At 70.9% G+C, this 16,649-nt stretch carries 14 protein-coding genes; 10 read left to right on the top strand and 4 right to left on the bottom strand.

Annotation, left to right across the window (positions count from 1 at the left end):
• Positions 1-47 precede the first annotated feature (47 nt).
• The 3 genes from AUL35_RS15105 to AUL35_RS15095 all read left to right on the top strand — a co-directional run bounded on the left by AUL35_RS15105 (position 48) and on the right by AUL35_RS15095 (position 3,990).
• Positions 48-1,256 carry an AI-2E family transporter gene (locus AUL35_RS15105; RefSeq protein WP_082666359.1) on the top strand — a complete coding sequence of 403 codons (1,209 nt, stop codon included), beginning with the start codon at positions 48-50 and terminating at the stop codon, positions 1,254-1,256.
• On the top strand, positions 1,253-2,689 hold the full coding sequence (locus tag AUL35_RS15100; protein WP_062016184.1) for a phospholipase D-like domain-containing protein: 1,437 nt from the start codon (positions 1,253-1,255) through the stop codon (positions 2,687-2,689). Before AUL35_RS15105 ends, AUL35_RS15100 begins: the two co-directional genes overlap by 4 nt.
• Positions 2,690-2,769: 80 nt before the next feature.
• Positions 2,770-3,990, top strand: coding sequence for a L,D-transpeptidase (locus tag AUL35_RS15095; RefSeq protein WP_244493789.1), 1,221 nt, complete (start codon positions 2,770-2,772; stop codon positions 3,988-3,990).
• 59 nt (positions 3,991-4,049) lie between these two features.
• Here the strand turns inward: AUL35_RS15095 and AUL35_RS15090 are convergent, their stop codons facing one another.
• The gene (locus AUL35_RS15090) at positions 4,050-4,454 is read right to left on the bottom strand and encodes a host attachment protein (RefSeq protein ID WP_062016182.1); all 405 of its coding nucleotides are present in this window, start codon (positions 4,452-4,454) and stop codon (positions 4,050-4,052) included.
• An 89-nt stretch (positions 4,455-4,543) separates the two neighbouring features.
• Positions 4,544-5,167: a hypothetical protein gene (locus AUL35_RS15085; protein WP_062016181.1), complete on the bottom strand. Its 624-nt coding sequence runs from the start codon at positions 5,165-5,167 to the stop codon at positions 4,544-4,546.
• 179 nt (positions 5,168-5,346) lie between these two features.
• Here AUL35_RS15085 and AUL35_RS15080 point away from each other — a divergent pair, with 179 nt between their 5' ends.
• From AUL35_RS15080 to AUL35_RS15060, 5 genes are all read left to right on the top strand, one after another.
• Complete coding sequence (locus AUL35_RS15080) at positions 5,347-6,879, top strand: sugar ABC transporter ATP-binding protein (RefSeq protein ID WP_062016179.1); 1,533 nt, start codon at positions 5,347-5,349, stop codon at positions 6,877-6,879.
• Positions 6,876-7,877 carry an ABC transporter permease gene (locus AUL35_RS15075; protein WP_062016177.1) on the top strand — a complete coding sequence of 334 codons (1,002 nt, stop codon included), beginning with the start codon at positions 6,876-6,878 and terminating at the stop codon, positions 7,875-7,877. The genes AUL35_RS15080 and AUL35_RS15075 overlap by 4 nt, the downstream gene beginning before the upstream one ends.
• Before the next feature lie 79 nt (positions 7,878-7,956).
• Positions 7,957-8,910 (top strand): substrate-binding domain-containing protein, encoded by a 954-nt coding sequence (locus AUL35_RS15070; protein ID WP_062016175.1) that lies wholly within the window; start codon positions 7,957-7,959, stop codon positions 8,908-8,910.
• A gap of 319 nt (positions 8,911-9,229) precedes the next feature.
• The gene (locus tag AUL35_RS15065) at positions 9,230-9,595 is read left to right on the top strand and encodes a hypothetical protein (RefSeq protein ID WP_062016173.1); all 366 of its coding nucleotides are present in this window, start codon (positions 9,230-9,232) and stop codon (positions 9,593-9,595) included.
• On the top strand, positions 9,592-11,535 hold the full coding sequence (locus AUL35_RS15060) for a bifunctional diguanylate cyclase/phosphodiesterase (RefSeq protein ID WP_062016171.1): 1,944 nt from the start codon (positions 9,592-9,594) through the stop codon (positions 11,533-11,535). Before AUL35_RS15065 ends, AUL35_RS15060 begins: the two co-directional genes overlap by 4 nt.
• Here AUL35_RS15060 and AUL35_RS15055 read toward each other — a convergent pair.
• Together AUL35_RS15055 and AUL35_RS15050 are read right to left on the bottom strand one after the other, a co-directional pair.
• Entirely contained in the window at positions 11,525-13,492 is a 1,968-nt protein-coding gene (locus tag AUL35_RS15055) for an acetoacetate--CoA ligase (protein WP_062016169.1), read from the bottom strand. The genes AUL35_RS15060 and AUL35_RS15055 overlap by 11 nt on opposite strands.
• Positions 13,493-13,554: 62 nt before the next feature.
• Complete coding sequence (locus tag AUL35_RS15050) at positions 13,555-14,544, bottom strand: MBL fold metallo-hydrolase (protein ID WP_062016167.1); 990 nt, start codon at positions 14,542-14,544, stop codon at positions 13,555-13,557.
• A gap of 148 nt (positions 14,545-14,692) precedes the next feature.
• Here AUL35_RS15050 and AUL35_RS15045 point away from each other — a divergent pair, with 148 nt between their 5' ends.
• Together AUL35_RS15045 and AUL35_RS15040 are read left to right on the top strand one after the other, a co-directional pair.
• Positions 14,693-15,718 (top strand): hydroxyacid dehydrogenase, encoded by a 1,026-nt coding sequence (locus AUL35_RS15045; RefSeq protein ID WP_062016165.1) that lies wholly within the window; start codon positions 14,693-14,695, stop codon positions 15,716-15,718.
• A 173-nt stretch (positions 15,719-15,891) separates the two neighbouring features.
• Positions 15,892-16,629, top strand: coding sequence for a LuxR family transcriptional regulator (locus AUL35_RS15040; RefSeq protein ID WP_082666357.1), 738 nt, complete (start codon positions 15,892-15,894; stop codon positions 16,627-16,629).
• Positions 16,630-16,649: the final 20 nt, after the last annotated feature.

Below are 16,649 nucleotides of genomic sequence, written 5' to 3'. Positions count from 1 at the left end.
CCCGGCTCGGCGCGGACGCGCCGCGCAGGCAGGCAGGGAGACGGTTGATGTCGCTTGTACCGGAACCCGAGGCGCCGACGGAAGGCGGCGCGTCGCCCGCGCCGCGCTGGGCGGTGGTCGGCCTCTTCCTGATGTTGGCCGTGGCCGCGCTCGGCTATGCCAAGGAATTCCTGGTCCCGATCGTGCTCGCCTTCCTGCTGGCCATGGTGTTCGGGCCAGTGCGGCGCTTCTTCGACCGGCGCGGCGTGCCCACCGTCGTCACCTCGCTCGCGATCGTGCTCCTGCTCCTGGTGGGCCTCGTCGCCATCGTGACCGCGCTCGCCCTGCCGGTGTCGAGCTGGGTGGCGGACGCGCCGCGCATCGGCCGGCAGGTCGAGGAGAAGCTGTCGTCGCTGTCGGGCACGTTCGACGGCCTGTTCAAGGCCAACGAGCAGCTCAACGGGCTGGTGCATGCGACCGAGCCCGACGTGCAGGCGGTCGAGATCCGCAACTCGGGCATGGCGACCTCGATCCTGCTGCTCGCGCCCGCGGCGCTCACGCAGTTCGCCTTCACCCTGATCCTGCTTCTCTTCCTGCTCGCGTCCGGCGACATGTTCTACGAGAAGCTCGTCCACGTCCTGCCGAGCTTCCGCGACAAGCGCACCGCCATGCGCATCGCGCACGACATCGAGCGCAAGCTGTCGCGCTACCTCCTCACCATCACGGTGATCAACGCGGGCCTGGGGGTGGCGATCGGCACCGCCATGTGGCTCTACGGCATGCCGACGCCGCTGGTCTTCGCGGTGATCGCCTTCCTGTTCAACTTCATTCCCTATCTCGGCGCGCTCGGCGGCATCGTGATCTCGGGCGTCGTCGCGCTGGTGGCCTTCGATGGCGTGGCCTTCGCGATCCTCGTGCCCGCCACCTACTTCGCGATCACCTCGGTCGAGGGGCAGATCGTCACGCCCTACTTCGTCGGCCGCTCGCTCAAGCTCAACACGGTGGTGGTGTTTCTCGCCGTGTCCTTCTGGGCCTGGCTCTGGTCGGCGATCGGCATGATCGTCGCCGTGCCGCTCCTGGTCGCCATCCGCACCTTCTGCGAGCATATCCCCCATCTCGCCCCGCTCGGCGACTTCCTGTCGGAGCGCCATGCCGAGCTGGAGGCCGATCCGGCGTCCCCTCCGCCCACGCTCCCGGTGGCGGGCGCGGAGCCGGACGTCGACCCGATCGCCGGCGAGGGGACCCCAAGCAGCTTCCAACTGGAGACGCATCGATGAAGTCTCGCCTGCGCGAGAAGGGCAAGACGGTCTGGGACACGGGGAAGGCGGATCGCTTCGCCGTGATCGTGGACGGGGCGGACTACTACCGCTTCGTGAAGCAGGCGATCCTCAAGGCGCGCTTCCAGGTGCTGATGATCGGCTGGGACTTCGACACGCGCGTCGAGTTCGAGCCGGGCGGCAAGACGCTGGAGGGACCGAACGAGCTCGGCGCCTTCCTGAACTGGATGGTGGCCGAGCGGAACCCCGCGCTCGACGTGCGCATCCTGAAGTGGAACCTCGGCATCCTGGAGACGCTGAAGCGCGGCGAGACGCCGTTCTTCGTCCTGCAATGGCTCTGGGGCAACGGCGTCACGCTGAAGCTCGACGCGGCCCACCCGCTCGCCGCCAGCCACCACCAGAAGATCATCATCATCGACGACAAGATCGCCTTCTGCGGCGGCATCGACATCACCAAGGGGCGCTGGGACACCCGCGAGCACCGCGACGCGGACCCCGATCGCCATTCCCCGCGCGGGCACCTGCTCGATCCCTGGCACGATGCCACGACCTGCGTGACCGGCGAGGCGGCGCGGCTTCTCGGCGACCTCGGGCGCGCCCGGTGGAGTCGGGCGACCGACGAGGAGGTGGGCGTTCCCCCCGCGCACGAGGTGGACCTCTGGCCGGACGGGCTCGAGCCGGAGCTTCGCGACGTCGAGATCGGCATCTCGCGCACGATGGGCGCCTTCGACCTCTACCCGCAGGTTTCCGAGATCGAGGCGATGACCCTGGCCGCGATCGCGAGCGCGCGGCGCCATCTGTACATCGAGAGCCAGTACTTCGCCTCGCGCCGCATCGCCGAGGCCATGGCCCGGCGCCTGGAAGAGCCGGACGGCCCCGAGATCGTGGTGGTGAACCCGGAAAGCCAGGACGGCTGGCTGGAGGAGAAGACCATGGGCGCGGCGCGCGCCCGGCTCCTGCGCCTCGTGCGCCGGGCCGACCGGCACGACCGCTTCGGCATCTTCTACCCCGTCACGCGCGAGGGCGAGCCGATCTACGTCCACGCCAAGATCATGATCGTCGACGACCAGTTCCTGAAGATCGGCTCCTCCAACCTCAACAACCGCTCCATGGGCTTCGACACGGAATGCGACCTGTCGGTGGAGGCGGACGGGAGCAGCGAGACGGCCGGCGCGATCCAGCGGATCCGCGACGACCTTCTCGCCGAGCATCTCGACATGACGCGCGAGGAGGTCGAGCGCCGCCTGAAGCGCGACAACTCGATCCTGCGGCTCGTGCGCGAGGGCGGCGCGCGGGACGGGCGCCAGCTCGTTCCCCTGCCGATCCGAGAGCTCGACGTGGCCGACGAGACCCTGGGGGAGGCGGAGCTCGTCGATCCCGAGCGCCCGCCGCGCTTCCTTCACCGCATCCGGGGTCGCCTCGGGCTTCGCTGACCGGCAGGGCGGCTCGGCAACCGGAACGGCACGCGCCTCGTTGTCGGGCATCGTGTCACGTGAGGTCGGGAGTTCGGGTCGTGCATCGGTTGTCGTCACTGCTGGGTTTCAGTCTGCTGCTCCTGTCGGGCACGCATCTTCAGGCGGCGCCGCTGGAGGCCGCCGCGATCAACGAGGCCGAGCCCGGCGCCTTCCGCGAGCGCCTGGCCGAGGCCGAGCAGAAGCGCGCCCAGAAGCCCGACGAGGCGGCCAAGGCGCAGAAGGACCCCGACACGCTGCCGACCGAGGACGAGGCGCGTCGCGCGGCCGAAGCGCTGACCGATCCCGACCCCTTCCTGATCCGCCTGCAGGTGCTTCTCGACCGCGCCCATGCCTCGCCCGGCGTGATCGACGGCCTGTCGGGCGAGAACACGGTGAAGGCGATCCGGCTCTTCGAGGAGCGGCGCGGCCTGCCGGTGGACGGGCGGGTGGACGACGACGTGTGGCAGGCGCTGACGCAGGACTCCGCCCCGGCGGTCAAGACCTACGAGATCACCGAGAAGGACGTCGACGGGCGCTACGTGAAGCGCATTCCCACCGACTATGCCGAGCTCGCCAAGCTGAAATGGGTCGGCTATCGCGGCGTGGGCGAGATGCTGGGCGAGCGCTTCCACATGGGCGAGGGGCTGCTGGAGGCGCTGAACCCGGACGCGAAATGGACCAAGGCCGGCACGAGCGTCCTCGTGGCGGACCCCGGCCCCGCGCCGGAAGGTCTCGTGACGCGGATCGAGGTCGACAAGTCGCGCGGCGAAATCCTGGCCTATGGCGAGGACGGCACGGTCATCATGACCGCGCCCGCCACGATCGGCTCCGAGGACACGCCCTCGCCGAGCGGCGACATGAAGGTCGAGCGCGTCGCGCACAACCCCGGCTACACCTACAATCCGAAGAAGAACTTCCAGCAGGGCAAGAACAAGGAACTCCTAGAGATCGCCCCCGGCCCGAACGGTCCGGTGGGCTCGGTCTGGATCGCGCTCACCAAGCCGACCTACGGCATCCACGGCACGCCCGAGCCCTCCAAGATCGACAAGACCAACAGCCACGGCTGCGTGCGCCTCACCAACTGGGACGCGGAAGCCCTGGCGGGCATCGTCGAGAAGGAGCGCACCGAGGTGCATTTCCTGGAAGAAGGCCAGCAGCCCACGGGGGCGACGGCGCAATCGGGCACCACCGGCTCGCCGTCCGCCGACACCCCCGCGCAGCCGGCGGCGGAAGCGCCGCCCGCCGGGGCGACGAACGGCGGCGGCAGCCAGCCGGGCTGACGCCGGCAAGAAGGACGCGCGGCGCTTGGAATGTCCCGCAAGCGCCGCGCCTCGTATCGTCAGGCCGCCTGGAGCGCGCGCTCGATATCCTCGCTGGTCTGGCCCGTCAGGTCCTTGGAGACCTCGCCCACCAGCTTCTCCTTGAGCTTGGGATGGTAGTGCTTGCGCAGCTCACCCAGCGTGCGGGGCGCTGCCACCACCACGAGACCCTCCAGCTTGCCGCTCGTCGCCTGCGCGTTGAGAAGCTCCGCGATGCCGGCCGCGAACCCGTCCTCCTCGACCTGCGTATCCTGCGGGTTCGCCGCGCTCGACGAATGACCCGCGCCGCCGCTGCGGTTGGTGGTCGAGACGGCGGGCACGTCGATCGCCTGGAGCTTGGGCGCGTCCGGGCCGCCCGTGTTGCGGAACATCGAGAGCTTCTGGCCATCGGCGACGGCCACCGTCGCGCCCTTGGGAATCTGCATGGAACCTCTCCTGTGTGGGGCGGCAGCGCGCCGCCATGGGAGGGACCAACGCCCGGACCCGCAAATGGATGCCTGAGGCCGGGACCCCGCTACGCCGGCTCGTCTGTGGCGGTCGGGTGGAGCGCGGCGGCATAGCCGGCGCTCAGGGCCGCCACCGCCGGGTGCGGCGTCAGGACCGACACGAGCCCCGGCGGCAGGGCGCGCGCCTCGCCGTAGCCGTCCATGCGCCACGGCCGCAGGCAACCGTCCGACACGAGCCACGCCGACCCGTCCAGCGCGACCATCGCGCCGGTGGGGAGCGCGGACGCCGCGCGCTCGAACCATACCTGCGAGCGGTCCCGCCGCACCCGCGCGGCATGGAGCGCCCGGTCGATCGCGGGCGCGGTCGCCGGCTCACCCGGATGCGCCCGCGCCCACGCGGCCTGGAAGCGGAGGAAGTCCTCGCGCCGGCACTCGGCGCAGGGGCGGTGGCCGGCGGCGAGCGCCGTCGCCTCGTCGAGAAAGAAGAGTTCCGTATAGCGTCCGGGCACCATCAGCGGGCGCCGCCGTCCCTTGAAGGCGAGGCGGCACGCGACCCAGTGGGTGTGGGCCCATCGGCGCGTTCCCACGCGTCCGGCCTCGTCGTGCAGGATGCCGCGATTGCCCATCAGCGTGCCGCGCACGGCGGCGGCGGCGAGCTCACCGAAGGGTGTCACGCGGTTCTGCCTGGGCATGGGGGAAAACCTCCGATTGCCGCCGAAGCTTCGGCTTCCTGACGACCTGGCGCAACTGTGAAGCGCAAGCGGCGAAATGACTTTCGTACCTCAGGCGAGTTGCGTAAGACTTCGCGCCGGGAGGACAGCCGGATGCGGGATCATCGGGTGCGAAGCCATGTCGATCGCGGAGGCCGGACGTGAGCGCGCAGACGCGCGCCGTTCTGGCCGCCGAGGGCGTCACGCAGCGCTTCGGGCCGGTGGAGGTCCTCAGCGACGTGTCGCTGACGCTCCTGCCCGGCGAGGTCCACGCGCTGATCGGCGAGAACGGCGCCGGCAAGTCGACGCTCATGAAGATCCTGTCGGGCCACCTCGTGCCGACCGGGGGACGCGTCCTCGTGGACGGCGAGCCGCTGGGTTCGGGCGGGGTCGCCAAGGCCGAGCAGCGCGGCGTGGTGCTGGTGCACCAGGAGATCCTGCTCGCTCCCGACCTCACGGTGGCCGAGAACATCTTCCTCGGGCGCGAGCGCATGCGCGGCCTCGTGGTCGACCGGCGCGCCATGGAGCGCGAGGCCGCCGAGGCGCTGGCCGATCTCGGCGCGCAGATCCCGCCCGACACCCCGGTGCATCGTCTCTCGATCGCCCAGCGTCAGCTCGTCCAGATCGCGCGCGCCCTGCTCGTGCCGCACCGCGCCGTGATCTTCGACGAGCCGACCGCCTCGCTCACCCCGCACGAGACCGAGGCGCTGATCGCCGTCATCCGCCGCATCCGCGAGCGCGGCGTCGGCGTCCTCTACATCTCGCACCGCCTGCCCGAGGTGAAGCAGCTCGCCACGCGCGTCACCGTGCTGCGCGACGGACGGCGCGTCGACACCGTGCCCGCCGAGACGCTCGACACCGCCGGCATGGCGCGCCTCATGGTCGGCCGCGACGTCGCGCGGCTCTACCCCGAGCGCGCGGGAGCGGGCGCGAGCACCGAGACCGTGCTGGAGGCCGAGGACATCCACGTGCCGGGCTTCGTCCATGGCGCCTCGTTCAAGCTGGGGCGCGGCGAGATCCTCGGCTTTGCGGGGCTCGTAGGCGCGGGCCGCACCGAGCTGATGGAAGGGATTCTGGCGCTGCGCCCGGCCACGGGGCGCGTGCGGCTGGAAGGGCGCGAGGTGCGCTTCGCCCGGCCCGCCGACGCCATGCGGGCGGGGATCGTCTACCTCAGCGAGGACCGCAAGGGCAAAGGGCTGCTGCTCGCCCAGGACCTTCGCACCAACCTGACGCTCGCCGCCCTCAAGGATTTCGCGGGGGCCTTCGGCATCGACCGCGCCCGCGAGGACGCAGCCCTCCAGACCGCGATCCGCGAGTTCGACATCCGCACGCGCGACCCCCGGCTCCTGGCCGGGCAGCTGTCGGGCGGCAACCAGCAGAAGCTGCTTCTCGCCAAGATGATGCTTCTGGACCCGCGCATCGTCGTGATCGACGAGCCGACGCGCGGCATCGACATCGGCACCAAGGCCGAGATCTACCGCTTCGTGGCGGCGCTGGCAGAGAGCGGCAAGTCGGTGATCGTCATCTCCTCCGAGATGCCCGAACTGATCGGCCTGTGCGACCGCATCCTCGTGATGCGCGAGGGGCGCGTGGCGGGCGAGGTCGCGGGCGAGCGGATGACCGAGCGCGCCATCGTCATGCTGGCGACGGGAACCAGCGAGAAGGAGGCCGCTCTCGTGGCGGAAGACGCATGACCGACGCCGTATCCCCCGCTTCCGCGCCGGTTCCCCGGCGACGCGCGATCGATCTTCGCGCGGCCGCGCCCTTCGCCGCGCTGGCCCTGCTCGTCGTGTTCGGCGCGCTCGTGAACCCGAACTTCCTCGGGCTCGACAACATCCTCAACGTGGTCACGCGATCGGCCTTCATCGCGGTGATCGCGGTGGGGGCGACCTTCGTGATCTCGGCCGGCGGGCTCGATCTCTCGGTCGGCGCCATGGCGGCCTTCGTCGCGGGCACGATGATCCTGTTCCTGAACGCGGCGCCCGTGGAGGGCACGCTGCCGCTGCTGGCGGTGGGCATGGGGCTGGCGCTCCTGACGGGCGCCCTCTGCGGTCTCGTGAACGGGCTCACCACCACGGTCGGGCGCATCGAGCCCTTCATCGTCACGCTCGGCACGATGGGCATCTTCCGCGCGCTCACCGTGTTCCTGGCCGAGGGCGGCTCGATCGCGATGCGCTCGCAGGAACTGCGCGCCGCCTATCGCCCGGTCTATTTCGGCAGCGTCTTCGGCGTGCCCCTGCCCGTGGTCGCCATCCTTCTGGTCGCCGCGATCGGCGCCTTCGTCCTCTATCGCACGCGCTTCGGGCGCCACGTCATGGCGGTCGGCTCCAACGAGGAGGTCGCGCGCTATTCCGGCGTGTCGGTGAACCGCGTGCGCACGATCACCTACGTGATCCAGGGCCTGTGCGTGGCGATCGCGGTGCTGATCTACGTGCCGCGCCTGGGCGCCGCCACGGCCACCACCGGCCTTCTCTGGGAGCTGCAGGCCATCACCGCCGTGGTGATCGGGGGCACCGCGTTGCGCGGCGGCGTCGGCCGCGTCTGGGGCACGGTCTGCGGCGCCCTGATCCTGGAGGTGGTCGGCAACATCATGGTGCTCTCCGACCTCGTGTCGGAATACCTGATCGGCGCCGTCCAGGGCCTCATCATCATCGTCGCCATGCTGGTCCAGCGCTCGCTGGCCAGGCGGTAGCCTCGCCGCCGCCGGCGCTTCCGGGGCGCCGGCGGCCTTCCATCCCGCATCCCGGCCATTCCTTGGGAGGAATCTGAGCATGAAGAGAATTCTGGCACCCCTGGCGGGCGCGCTTCTGACCGCCTCGCTCGGCACCGCGGCCCTGGCGCAGGAGCCGCGCCAGGTGACCATGGCGGTCTCGATCCCGGCCGCCGACCACGGCTGGACGGGCGGCGTCGTCTACCATGCCGAGCGCGCCAAGGCGCAGCTCGAGAAGCGCTATCCCGGCCTCAAGATCGTGCTGAAGACCTCGCCCGACGGCGCGAGCCAGGCCAACGCCCTGGAGGACCTCACCGCGCAGGGCATGGACGCCCTCGTGACCCTGCCGCACAACTCCGACGAGCTGACCGACCCGATCCGCCAGGTCAAGGAGAAGGGCACGTTCGTGACCGTGGTCGACCGGGCGCTGTCGGATCCCACGATCCAGGACCTCTATGTCGCCGGCAACAATCCCGAGCTCGGCCGCGCGGCGGGCGAGTACATCAAGGAGCGCATGCCCGACGGCGGCGACGTCGCGGTGATCCGCGGCCTGCCGATCGTGATCGACGAGGAGCGCCAGAAGGGCTTCGACGAGGGCATCGCCGGCTCGAAGATCAAGGTGCTCGACCGCCAGTTCGGCAACTGGTCGCGCGACGACGCCTTCCGCGTCATGCAGGACTACCTCGCCAAGTACCCCAAGATCGACGCGGTCTGGGCGCAGGACGACGACATGGTGGTGGGCGTGCTCGAGGCCATCCAGCAGTCGGGCCGCTCCGACATCCAGTTCGTGGTGGGCGGCGCCGGCATGAAGGACATGATCAAGCGCGTGGCCGACGGCGACAAGATGGTGCCGGTCGACGTCCTGTATCCGCCGGCCATGATCGCGACCGCGATGGAGCTGACGGCCGCCAACTTCTACGACCAGAACCCGATCCGCGGCTCCTACGTGCTGGACGCCACGCTGGTCACCAAGGACAACGCGAGCGAGTTCTACTACCCCGATTCGCCGTTCTGAGCGGCAGAAGGAACGGATCGGCCGTTCCGGCGGGTCCCGGGGCCGAGCGCCCCGGGGCCCGCTTTGCGTTTCGCGCCGAGCCGCCCCAGTTTTTCGCCAGTTTTAGCAGGTGCGGGAGAAGTCGAGAGGGACGCTTAACCGATCTCCCTTAAGGTCATGCGGCAGCAAGAGGGGCCGATGCATGACGAGTCGCCGATCGTTTCTTACCGGTATGGCGGGCTTATTATCCCTCTCGCTTGCCAGGCCCTCCTTCGCTCTTGCGACGGAGCCGGTGCTGCGGGTGCGCGGCGAGGTCGGGCCCGGACCGGGACCGGGTGACATGAGCTTCGACACCGCCGCGCTCGACGCGCTGCCCCAGACGCGCTTTCGCACCACGACGCTCTGGCACAAGGAGGCGACCGAGTTCTCCGGCGTCTCCGCGCGCGACCTCTTCTCCGCCGTCAACCTGCGCGCAAACCGCCTGCGCCTCGTCGCCCTCAACGACTACGTCGTGGACGCGGACGCCGACGAGCTCGTCGAGGGGGACGGCCTCTTCGCCACCCGGCAGGACGGCGTCCTCATGCCGGTGAGCGACAAGGGGCCGATCTTCCTTCTCTTCCCCTTCGACGAGCGCGAGGAACTGCGCCACCAGACCTACTACAGCCGCGCCGTCTGGCAGCTCTGCGAGGTCGTCGCCGCGTCATGATCCACCGCGCGAGGCTGTCGCTGCCGCGCCGCTTCCAGAAGCTGCGCTACGGCTTGATGGGCGTGACCGGCCTCCTGGCCGTGCTCGCGATCGCGTGCGCCTCGCTCGCGGTGAGCTACCAGCGCTCGATCGACGAGGCCGGACGCTACAACCGCACCTTCGACGCCGCCCAGGCCGCGATCGAGATCGCGCGCCTCCAGCTCAGCATCGACGATGTCGCGCGCGACGGCGTCGAGCCGGTGAAGCTGCGCTACGCCATCCTGCGCAACCGGGTCGGCCTCGTCGAGAACGGTATCTTTCCGGTCGCCGAGATGCGCAGCGAGATCCTGCCGCTCCTGCGCAACGCCGTGCGCGAGCTGGAGCCCCTGATCGCGCGGCTGCCCGATGCGACCGCGATCACCCGCTCCGAGGCGATCGTCAAGCCTTTGATCCAGCCCCTCGTGCAAATGACGTCGATGGCCCACGCCCAGGCCGGCGACCGCGTCGCCGAGAACCAGGTCCGCCTGCGCCATCTCCTGGCGGGGCTTTGCGTGATGACGATGATGCTGGTCCTGGTGGGCGCGGCGCTAATCGCCTTCGTGATGCGCCAGAACGCGCGCCTCGACCACACGGTGCGACGCGACGCCCTGACCGGCATCGCGAACCGCCTGAGCTTCGGCGCGCGGCTCGGCGCGCTCGCCCGCTCCGGCGAGCGGGCCGTGATCCTGGTCGACGTCGACCACTTCAAGACGCTCAACGACACGCACGGCCACGACGTCGGCGACCTCGTCCTGACGCGCGTGTCGCAGCGCCTGCGGGCCGCCGCGCCGGATGCCGCCGAGATCGCCCGCATCGGCGGCGACGAGTTCGCGCTGCTCTACGAGGGCGAGGGCGCGAGCCGGCGCAGCCGCGCGGCCTGCGAGCGCATCATCGCGCGCATGGACGAGCCGGTCCTGACCGACGGGCGCGAGATCGCGGTCGGCGTCACGCTCGGCTTCGCGAGCGCTGCGGGCGACGACGGCGCGAGCGAGGCGGGCCTTCTCAAGGATGCCGACATCGCGCTCTACGAGGCCAAGCTCGCCGGTCGCGGGTGCGCCGTCGAGTTCCGGCCCGAGATGAAGCGCACCTTCCTCTACCGGCGGCGCCTGCAGGAGGACCTGCGCGGCGCGATCGAGCGCGGGGAGATGCATCTGGCCTTCCAGCCGGTGGTGGACCTGCGCACCGCGCGCACGCGCGGCTTCGAGGCGCTCCTGCGCTGGCGGCATCCCGAGTTCGGCGCCATCTCGCCGGCCGAGTTCATCCCGCTTGCCGAGGAGAACGCCCAGATTCTCCAGATCGGCCGCTGGGTGATCGCCGAGGCCGTGCGCGCGGCCCGGCCCTGGCCCGAGGGCGTGTTCGTGGCCGTGAACGTGTCGACGCGCCAGTTCGCCGATGGCGGCCTCATCGACCATATCCGCGACGTCCTCGACCGCGCGGGCCTGGCACCCCAGCGCTTCGTGGTGGAGGTCACCGAGACGGCGCTCATCGACAACGACGAGGCGGCGCTGCGCACGATGAGCGCCCTGCGAGCGCTCGGCTGCCGCGTCTCGCTCGACGACTTCGGCACCGGCTACTCCTCGCTCGGCTATCTCAGCCGCTTCCCCTTCGACAAGCTGAAGATCGACCGGTCCTTCCTGGCGGACGGGCGGGCGGGCGAGAACGGGCTCGCGATCATCTCCACCATGTGCGTCCTGGCCCGGCGCCTCAGGCTCGACGTCGTGGCCGAGGGCATCGAGACCGAGGAGCAGCGCCAGCTCGTGGCGCGCACCGGCTGCGGCCTCGGACAGGGCTACCTGTTCGGCCGGCCCGCGAGCGCGGCCGACGCGCTCGCCCGGCTCGAACGCGAGGGACTGGGCGAGCTGCGCGCGCTGGCGGCGGGCGGGGCCGTGGCGCCCCCCGCCCCGGCGATCCTCAGCGCGTAAGCTCCTCGCGGTTCGCGAACAGCCGGAGCGCCTCGGGGTTGGCCAGCGCCTCGGTATTGGCGACGGGCCGCCCGTGCAGCGCCTCGCGCACCGCGAGCTCGACGATCTTGCCGGACTTGGTGCGCGGGATGTCGGCCACCGCCAGGATGCGGGCGGGCACGTGGCGCGGGCTCGCGCCCTCGCGAATGCCCTGCCGGATGCGCCGCTCCAGCGCCTCGTCGAGCACCGCTCCCTCCGCAAGGCGCACGAACAGGACGACGCGCACGTCGCCCTCCCAGTCCTGCGCGACGGCGATGGCCTCCGCCACCTCGGGGATGCGCTCGACCTGCGCGTAGATCTCGGCCGTGCCGATGCGCACCCCGCCGGGGTTGAGCGTGGCGTCCGAGCGCCCGTGGATCACGAAGCCGCCGTGCGGCGTCGTCTCGGCATAGTCGCCGTGGCACCAGACCCCTGCGAAGCGCTCGAAATAGGCCGCGCGATAGCGCGCTCCGCCCTCGTCGTTCCAGAAGCCGAGCGGCATGGACGGAAAGGGGCGGCGGCAGACGAGCTCGCCCTTCTCGCCGACCGCCGCCGGCTGCCCCGCCTCGTTCCACACCTCCACCGCCATGCCGAGTCCCGGACCCTGGATCTCGCCGGCATGGACGGGCCGCGTCGGGTCCCCGAGCACGAAGCAGGACACGATGTCGGTGCCGCCCGAGATCGAGGCGAGATGAAGGTCGCGCTTCACCCCCTCGTAGACGAAGCGGAAGCCGTCCGCGGACAGCGGCGAGCCGGTGGAGAGGACGGCGCGCAAGCGGGCGAGGTCATGGCTCGCCGCGGGCTTCAGGCCCGACTTGCGCAGGGCGTCGATATACTTGGCGGAGGTGCCGAAATGGGTGGCGCGCTCCTGCGCCGCGTAGTCCCACAGGACGGCGGGGCCGGGGTGGAAGGGCGAGCCGTCGAAGAGCAGCAGCGTCGCGCCTTGCGCCAGCCCCGACAGGAGCCAGTTCCACATCATCCAGCCGAGCGTCGTGAAGTAGAAGACGCGGTCGCCCGCCTGCACGTCGGAATGCAGCCCTTGTTCCTTGAGGTGCTGCAGCAGGACGCCGCCCGCCCGGTGGACGATGCATTTGGGAACGCCCGTCGTGCCCGACGAGAAGAGGATCGCGAGCGGGTGGTCGAAGGGAAGCGGCTCGAAGCGGGTCGCGCCCGGCGCGAAGGGTTCGAGGAAGGCGTCCAGCGTCGTCGCGTCGGGCAGCTGCCGCGCGAGCGCCTCGCCGCCCTCGCCGATGATCACGACGCGCTCCAGCGTCGGCAGGCCGCCGGCGATCTCGGCGAGCTTGGCGCCGAGATCGATCGCCTTGCCGGCGTAGCGGTAGACGGCGCAGGCGAAAAGGAGGCGCGGGGCGATCTGGCCGAACCGGTCGAGAACGCCGCGCGCGCCGAAGTCGGGCGAGGCCGAGCACCAGACCGCGCCGACCGCCGAGGCGGCGAGCATGGCGGCCACCGCCTCCGGCCCATTGGGCAGGAGGGCGGCGACGCGGTCGCCAGAACGAATGCCGCTGGCGCGTAGCGCCTGCGTCAGGCGCGAGACGGCGGCGCGCAGCTCAGCCCAGCTCCAGCGACCGCCGCCCGCGTCCTCCACGCGCCAGACCAGCGCGTCGTCCCCGTCGCCGACGCCCGGCCTTTGCCGCAGGATGTTCTCGGCGAAGTTCAGCGTGGCGTCCGGAAAGAAGCGCGCGCCCGGCATCGCGTCGCCGTCCGCGAGGCGCCGTTCGCCCTTCTCGCCCAGGACCTCGAACGTGTCCCAGACCGCCTCCCAGAAGGCGCCGGGCTCCTCCAGCGACCAGCGGTGCAGCGCGCGCGTGTCGGGCAGCGCGCGGCCGGTCCGCCGCTCGCAGGCGCGGCGGAAGGCGGTCATCGCAGAGGCCTCGACGCGGGCCGGGGAGGGGGTCCAGAGGGCTTGGGAAGCGGTCATCGGAATCGTCGCCTTGCGCCGGTCGGCGAGAAGGAAGCCGAGGGCGCGGCGCTTGGCAAGGGTTACACCGCGTCCTCGAACGCGAAGACCTCGCCCGGCCGCATCGGCCGGAAGCGCTCGCGCGCGATGCCGGCTTCGTCCAGCGCGGCGTCGAGCTCGCGCGCGGGCGTCTCCATGCCCTCGTCGGCGAGCGGGAACGTGCCCCAGTGGAAGCCGAGCGCGCGCCGCGCGCCGGTGTCGAGGAGGATGCGCACCGCTTCGTCGGGCGCGACGTGCTGGTCGCGCATGAACCAGCGCGGCTCGTAGGCGCCGATCGGCAGGAAGGCGAGGTCGGGCGCGCCGAACCGCTCGCGGAACAGCCGGAAGATCGAGCCGTCGCCGTAGCCCGTATCGCCGGAATGGTAGAGAAGGCCCTGGGGGCTGCGGATCGCGAAGCCGCACCAGAGCGCCATGCGCCGATCCGAGAGCGAGCGCGACGACCAGTGGTTGGCGGGGTGGAGCACGGTCTCGACGCCGCCTCCCAGATCGAATGACGCACCCCAGTCGCCCGTGTCGACACGCATCGCGGGCACGGCCGCATGGATCACCGCGTCGTTGCCGAGCGGGGTCACGACACGGGGTCGGAACGTCGCCTCCAGCCGTTTCAACGTATCGAGGTCGAGATGGTCGTAATGGTTGTGGGTGAGGAGCACCGCGTCGATCGGCGGCAGGTCCTCGAAGCGGATGCCGGGCGGGTTCACGCGCCTGGGGCCGACGCGGCGGAACGGGCTGACTCGCTCCGACCAGACCGGGTCGATCAGGAGGTTGCGGTTCTCGACCTGCAGGAGGATCGTCCCGTGCCCGACAAAGGCGACGCGCAGCGGCCGGCTCCGCTCGGGCGGGCGATCCGGCGTCACCGCGGGCGGGTGGTCCGGCCAGCGCTCGCGACGGCTCTTCATCTTCCAGCGCAGGATGTCGAGCACCGACTTGTCGCGCGCACCGCCCCGGTTGAAGAAGCGCGTCCCGTCGAAATGGTCGGTGACCGGCCCCTGGTAGTATCGGTTCGTCGTCATCTCTCGTCCCCGCCGCCCCGGATCGACGGGCAGCGGGGGCAAAAGGCGGGCCGGGGCGCGGCGGTTCCAGGCACGCCTTCTCGCGGGGGTGCTTGCCAGCGGGTCCGCCGCCGTCTAGCCCCGGGCCGTCCCCGACCCGGAGTTCCCCATGACGCGCCGCATCATCCTCGTGGATCCGCTGCCCCGGACCCTCGACCTCATCATGACGCCCGACGTCCGGCGCCGGCTGGAGGCGATGGGCGAGGTGGTCGTCTCGCAGGATCGCCCCATGCCCGACGAGACCGTGGAGCGCCTCCTGCCCGAGACCGTCCTGATCTTCGGCCAGACGGCGATGGACCGCGGGCGCCTGGAGCGCGCGCCCCACCTCAAGGCCATCATCAACGTCGAAACCAACTTCCTGCCCAACATCGACTACGCGGCGGCGCAGGACCGGGGCGTCCACGTCATCACCCCGGCCTCCGCCTTCGCCGCGCCCGTGGCCGAGGCCGCGCTCGGCATGGCGATCGATCTGGCGCGCGGCATCACCGAGGCCGACCGTCTGTTTCGCGAGGGCCGCGAGAGCTACGGGCTGGCGGCCAACGAGCATACGTTCCGCTTCATGGGCTCAAGCGTTGGCATCGTCGGCTTCGGCGATCTCGGACGGCAGTTCCGCGAGCTGATCCGGCCCTTCCGCAACACGGTGCGCATCTACGACCCCTGGCTGCCGGCCGAGGTGATCGAGCGGGCCGAGGCGATGCCCGCCTCACTGGACGAGGTCCTGCGCGAAAGCCGCACGGTCGCCGTGTTCGCGGGCGTCACCTCCGAGAACCAGGGCTTCATCGGCGCGCGCGAGTTCTCTCTGATGCAGCCGGGCGCGTCGTTCCTCCTGATGAGCCGGGCGGGCGTCGTGGACTTTCCCGCCTTCCTGGAGGCCGTGCGCTCCGGCCACATCCGCGCGGCGACCGACGTCTTCCCGCAGGAGCCGGTGGCCGCCGACGACCCGGTGCGCGCGGTGCCGGGGCTGCTTCTGTCGGCGCATCGCACCGGCGGCACGCTCGACGCCTTCCACGCGATCGGGGCGATGGCGGTGGCCGATGCCGAGCTGATCCTGCGCGGCCTGCCGCCGGTCCTGTGCCGGCGGGCCGACCCGGCCACCGCCGCGCGCCTGCGCTCTAAGCCGGTGGACCTGTCCTGAAGGGCGCGGCGAGCGCACCGTCGCTCCTCGTCCCGGCCGTCGAACCATGTCGAAAGCCGGGACGCGTCTTGGCTTCGAAGACAACCTTATCACATAGGGTTGATGAGTGATGGCCCTCGAACCAATCTCGCTCTATACGTGCATTTTCCACACTTCGAGGTGTGGCGGCTGCCATGAGCGGAACCGGGATGAGCGTCAACCTGCGGCCCTTCGATTTCATCGAACGGGTGAAGCTGCACGATACGGTGGACGAGGTCGTCGCGGACCTCTACCGCGAGGCGTCGCAGGTCGGCATCGAGGGGTTGATCGTTTGCGGCGTGCCCGCGCCCGGGCAGCCCTTCGGGCCTGAGATCATGGGTTGCGTCTGGAACCAGGACTGGTTCCACCGCTACGTCGAGCGCGAATACTTTCCCCACGATCCCGTGGCCCAGTGGGCCGGCCGCACCACCGAGCCGTTCCGCTGGTCCGCCGTTCCGGACCCGGCCATGCGCACCGATATGACCGGCCGCTTCATGGGCGAGGCGGCCGAGCACGGCATGGTCGACGGCTTCGTCGTGCCGATGTTCTCGCCCCGCCAATGGCAGGCCAACGTGTCCTTCGCGACCTCGCGCGCCCTGGACGCCTCGCCGGTCGATCTCGCGGCGCTCCACCTCATGGCCATCTACGCCGCCAACCGGCTACGCCGGCTGACGGGCCGCCTCGGAACGGCGGCGCCGCTCCTCACCGCGCGCGAGGCCGAGTGCCTGACCTGGATCGCGGTCGGCAAGACGGTCGACGACGTCGCCTCCATCCTCGGCCTGTCGCGCCTCACGATCCAGACGCATCTGCGCAACGTGCGCCTGAAGCTGAACGCGGCGACGATCGCGCAGGCCGTGGCCGAGGGCATCCGCTCTGGCGAGGTCCGGATCTGAAGCGGCCGCGCCCGCCTCGC

The sequence above is a fragment of the Aureimonas sp. AU4 genome, from assembly GCF_001463765.1.
GTDB lineage: Bacteria > Pseudomonadota > Alphaproteobacteria > Rhizobiales > Rhizobiaceae > Aureimonas.
This window is presented reverse-complemented; position numbering and strand designations above follow the sequence as displayed.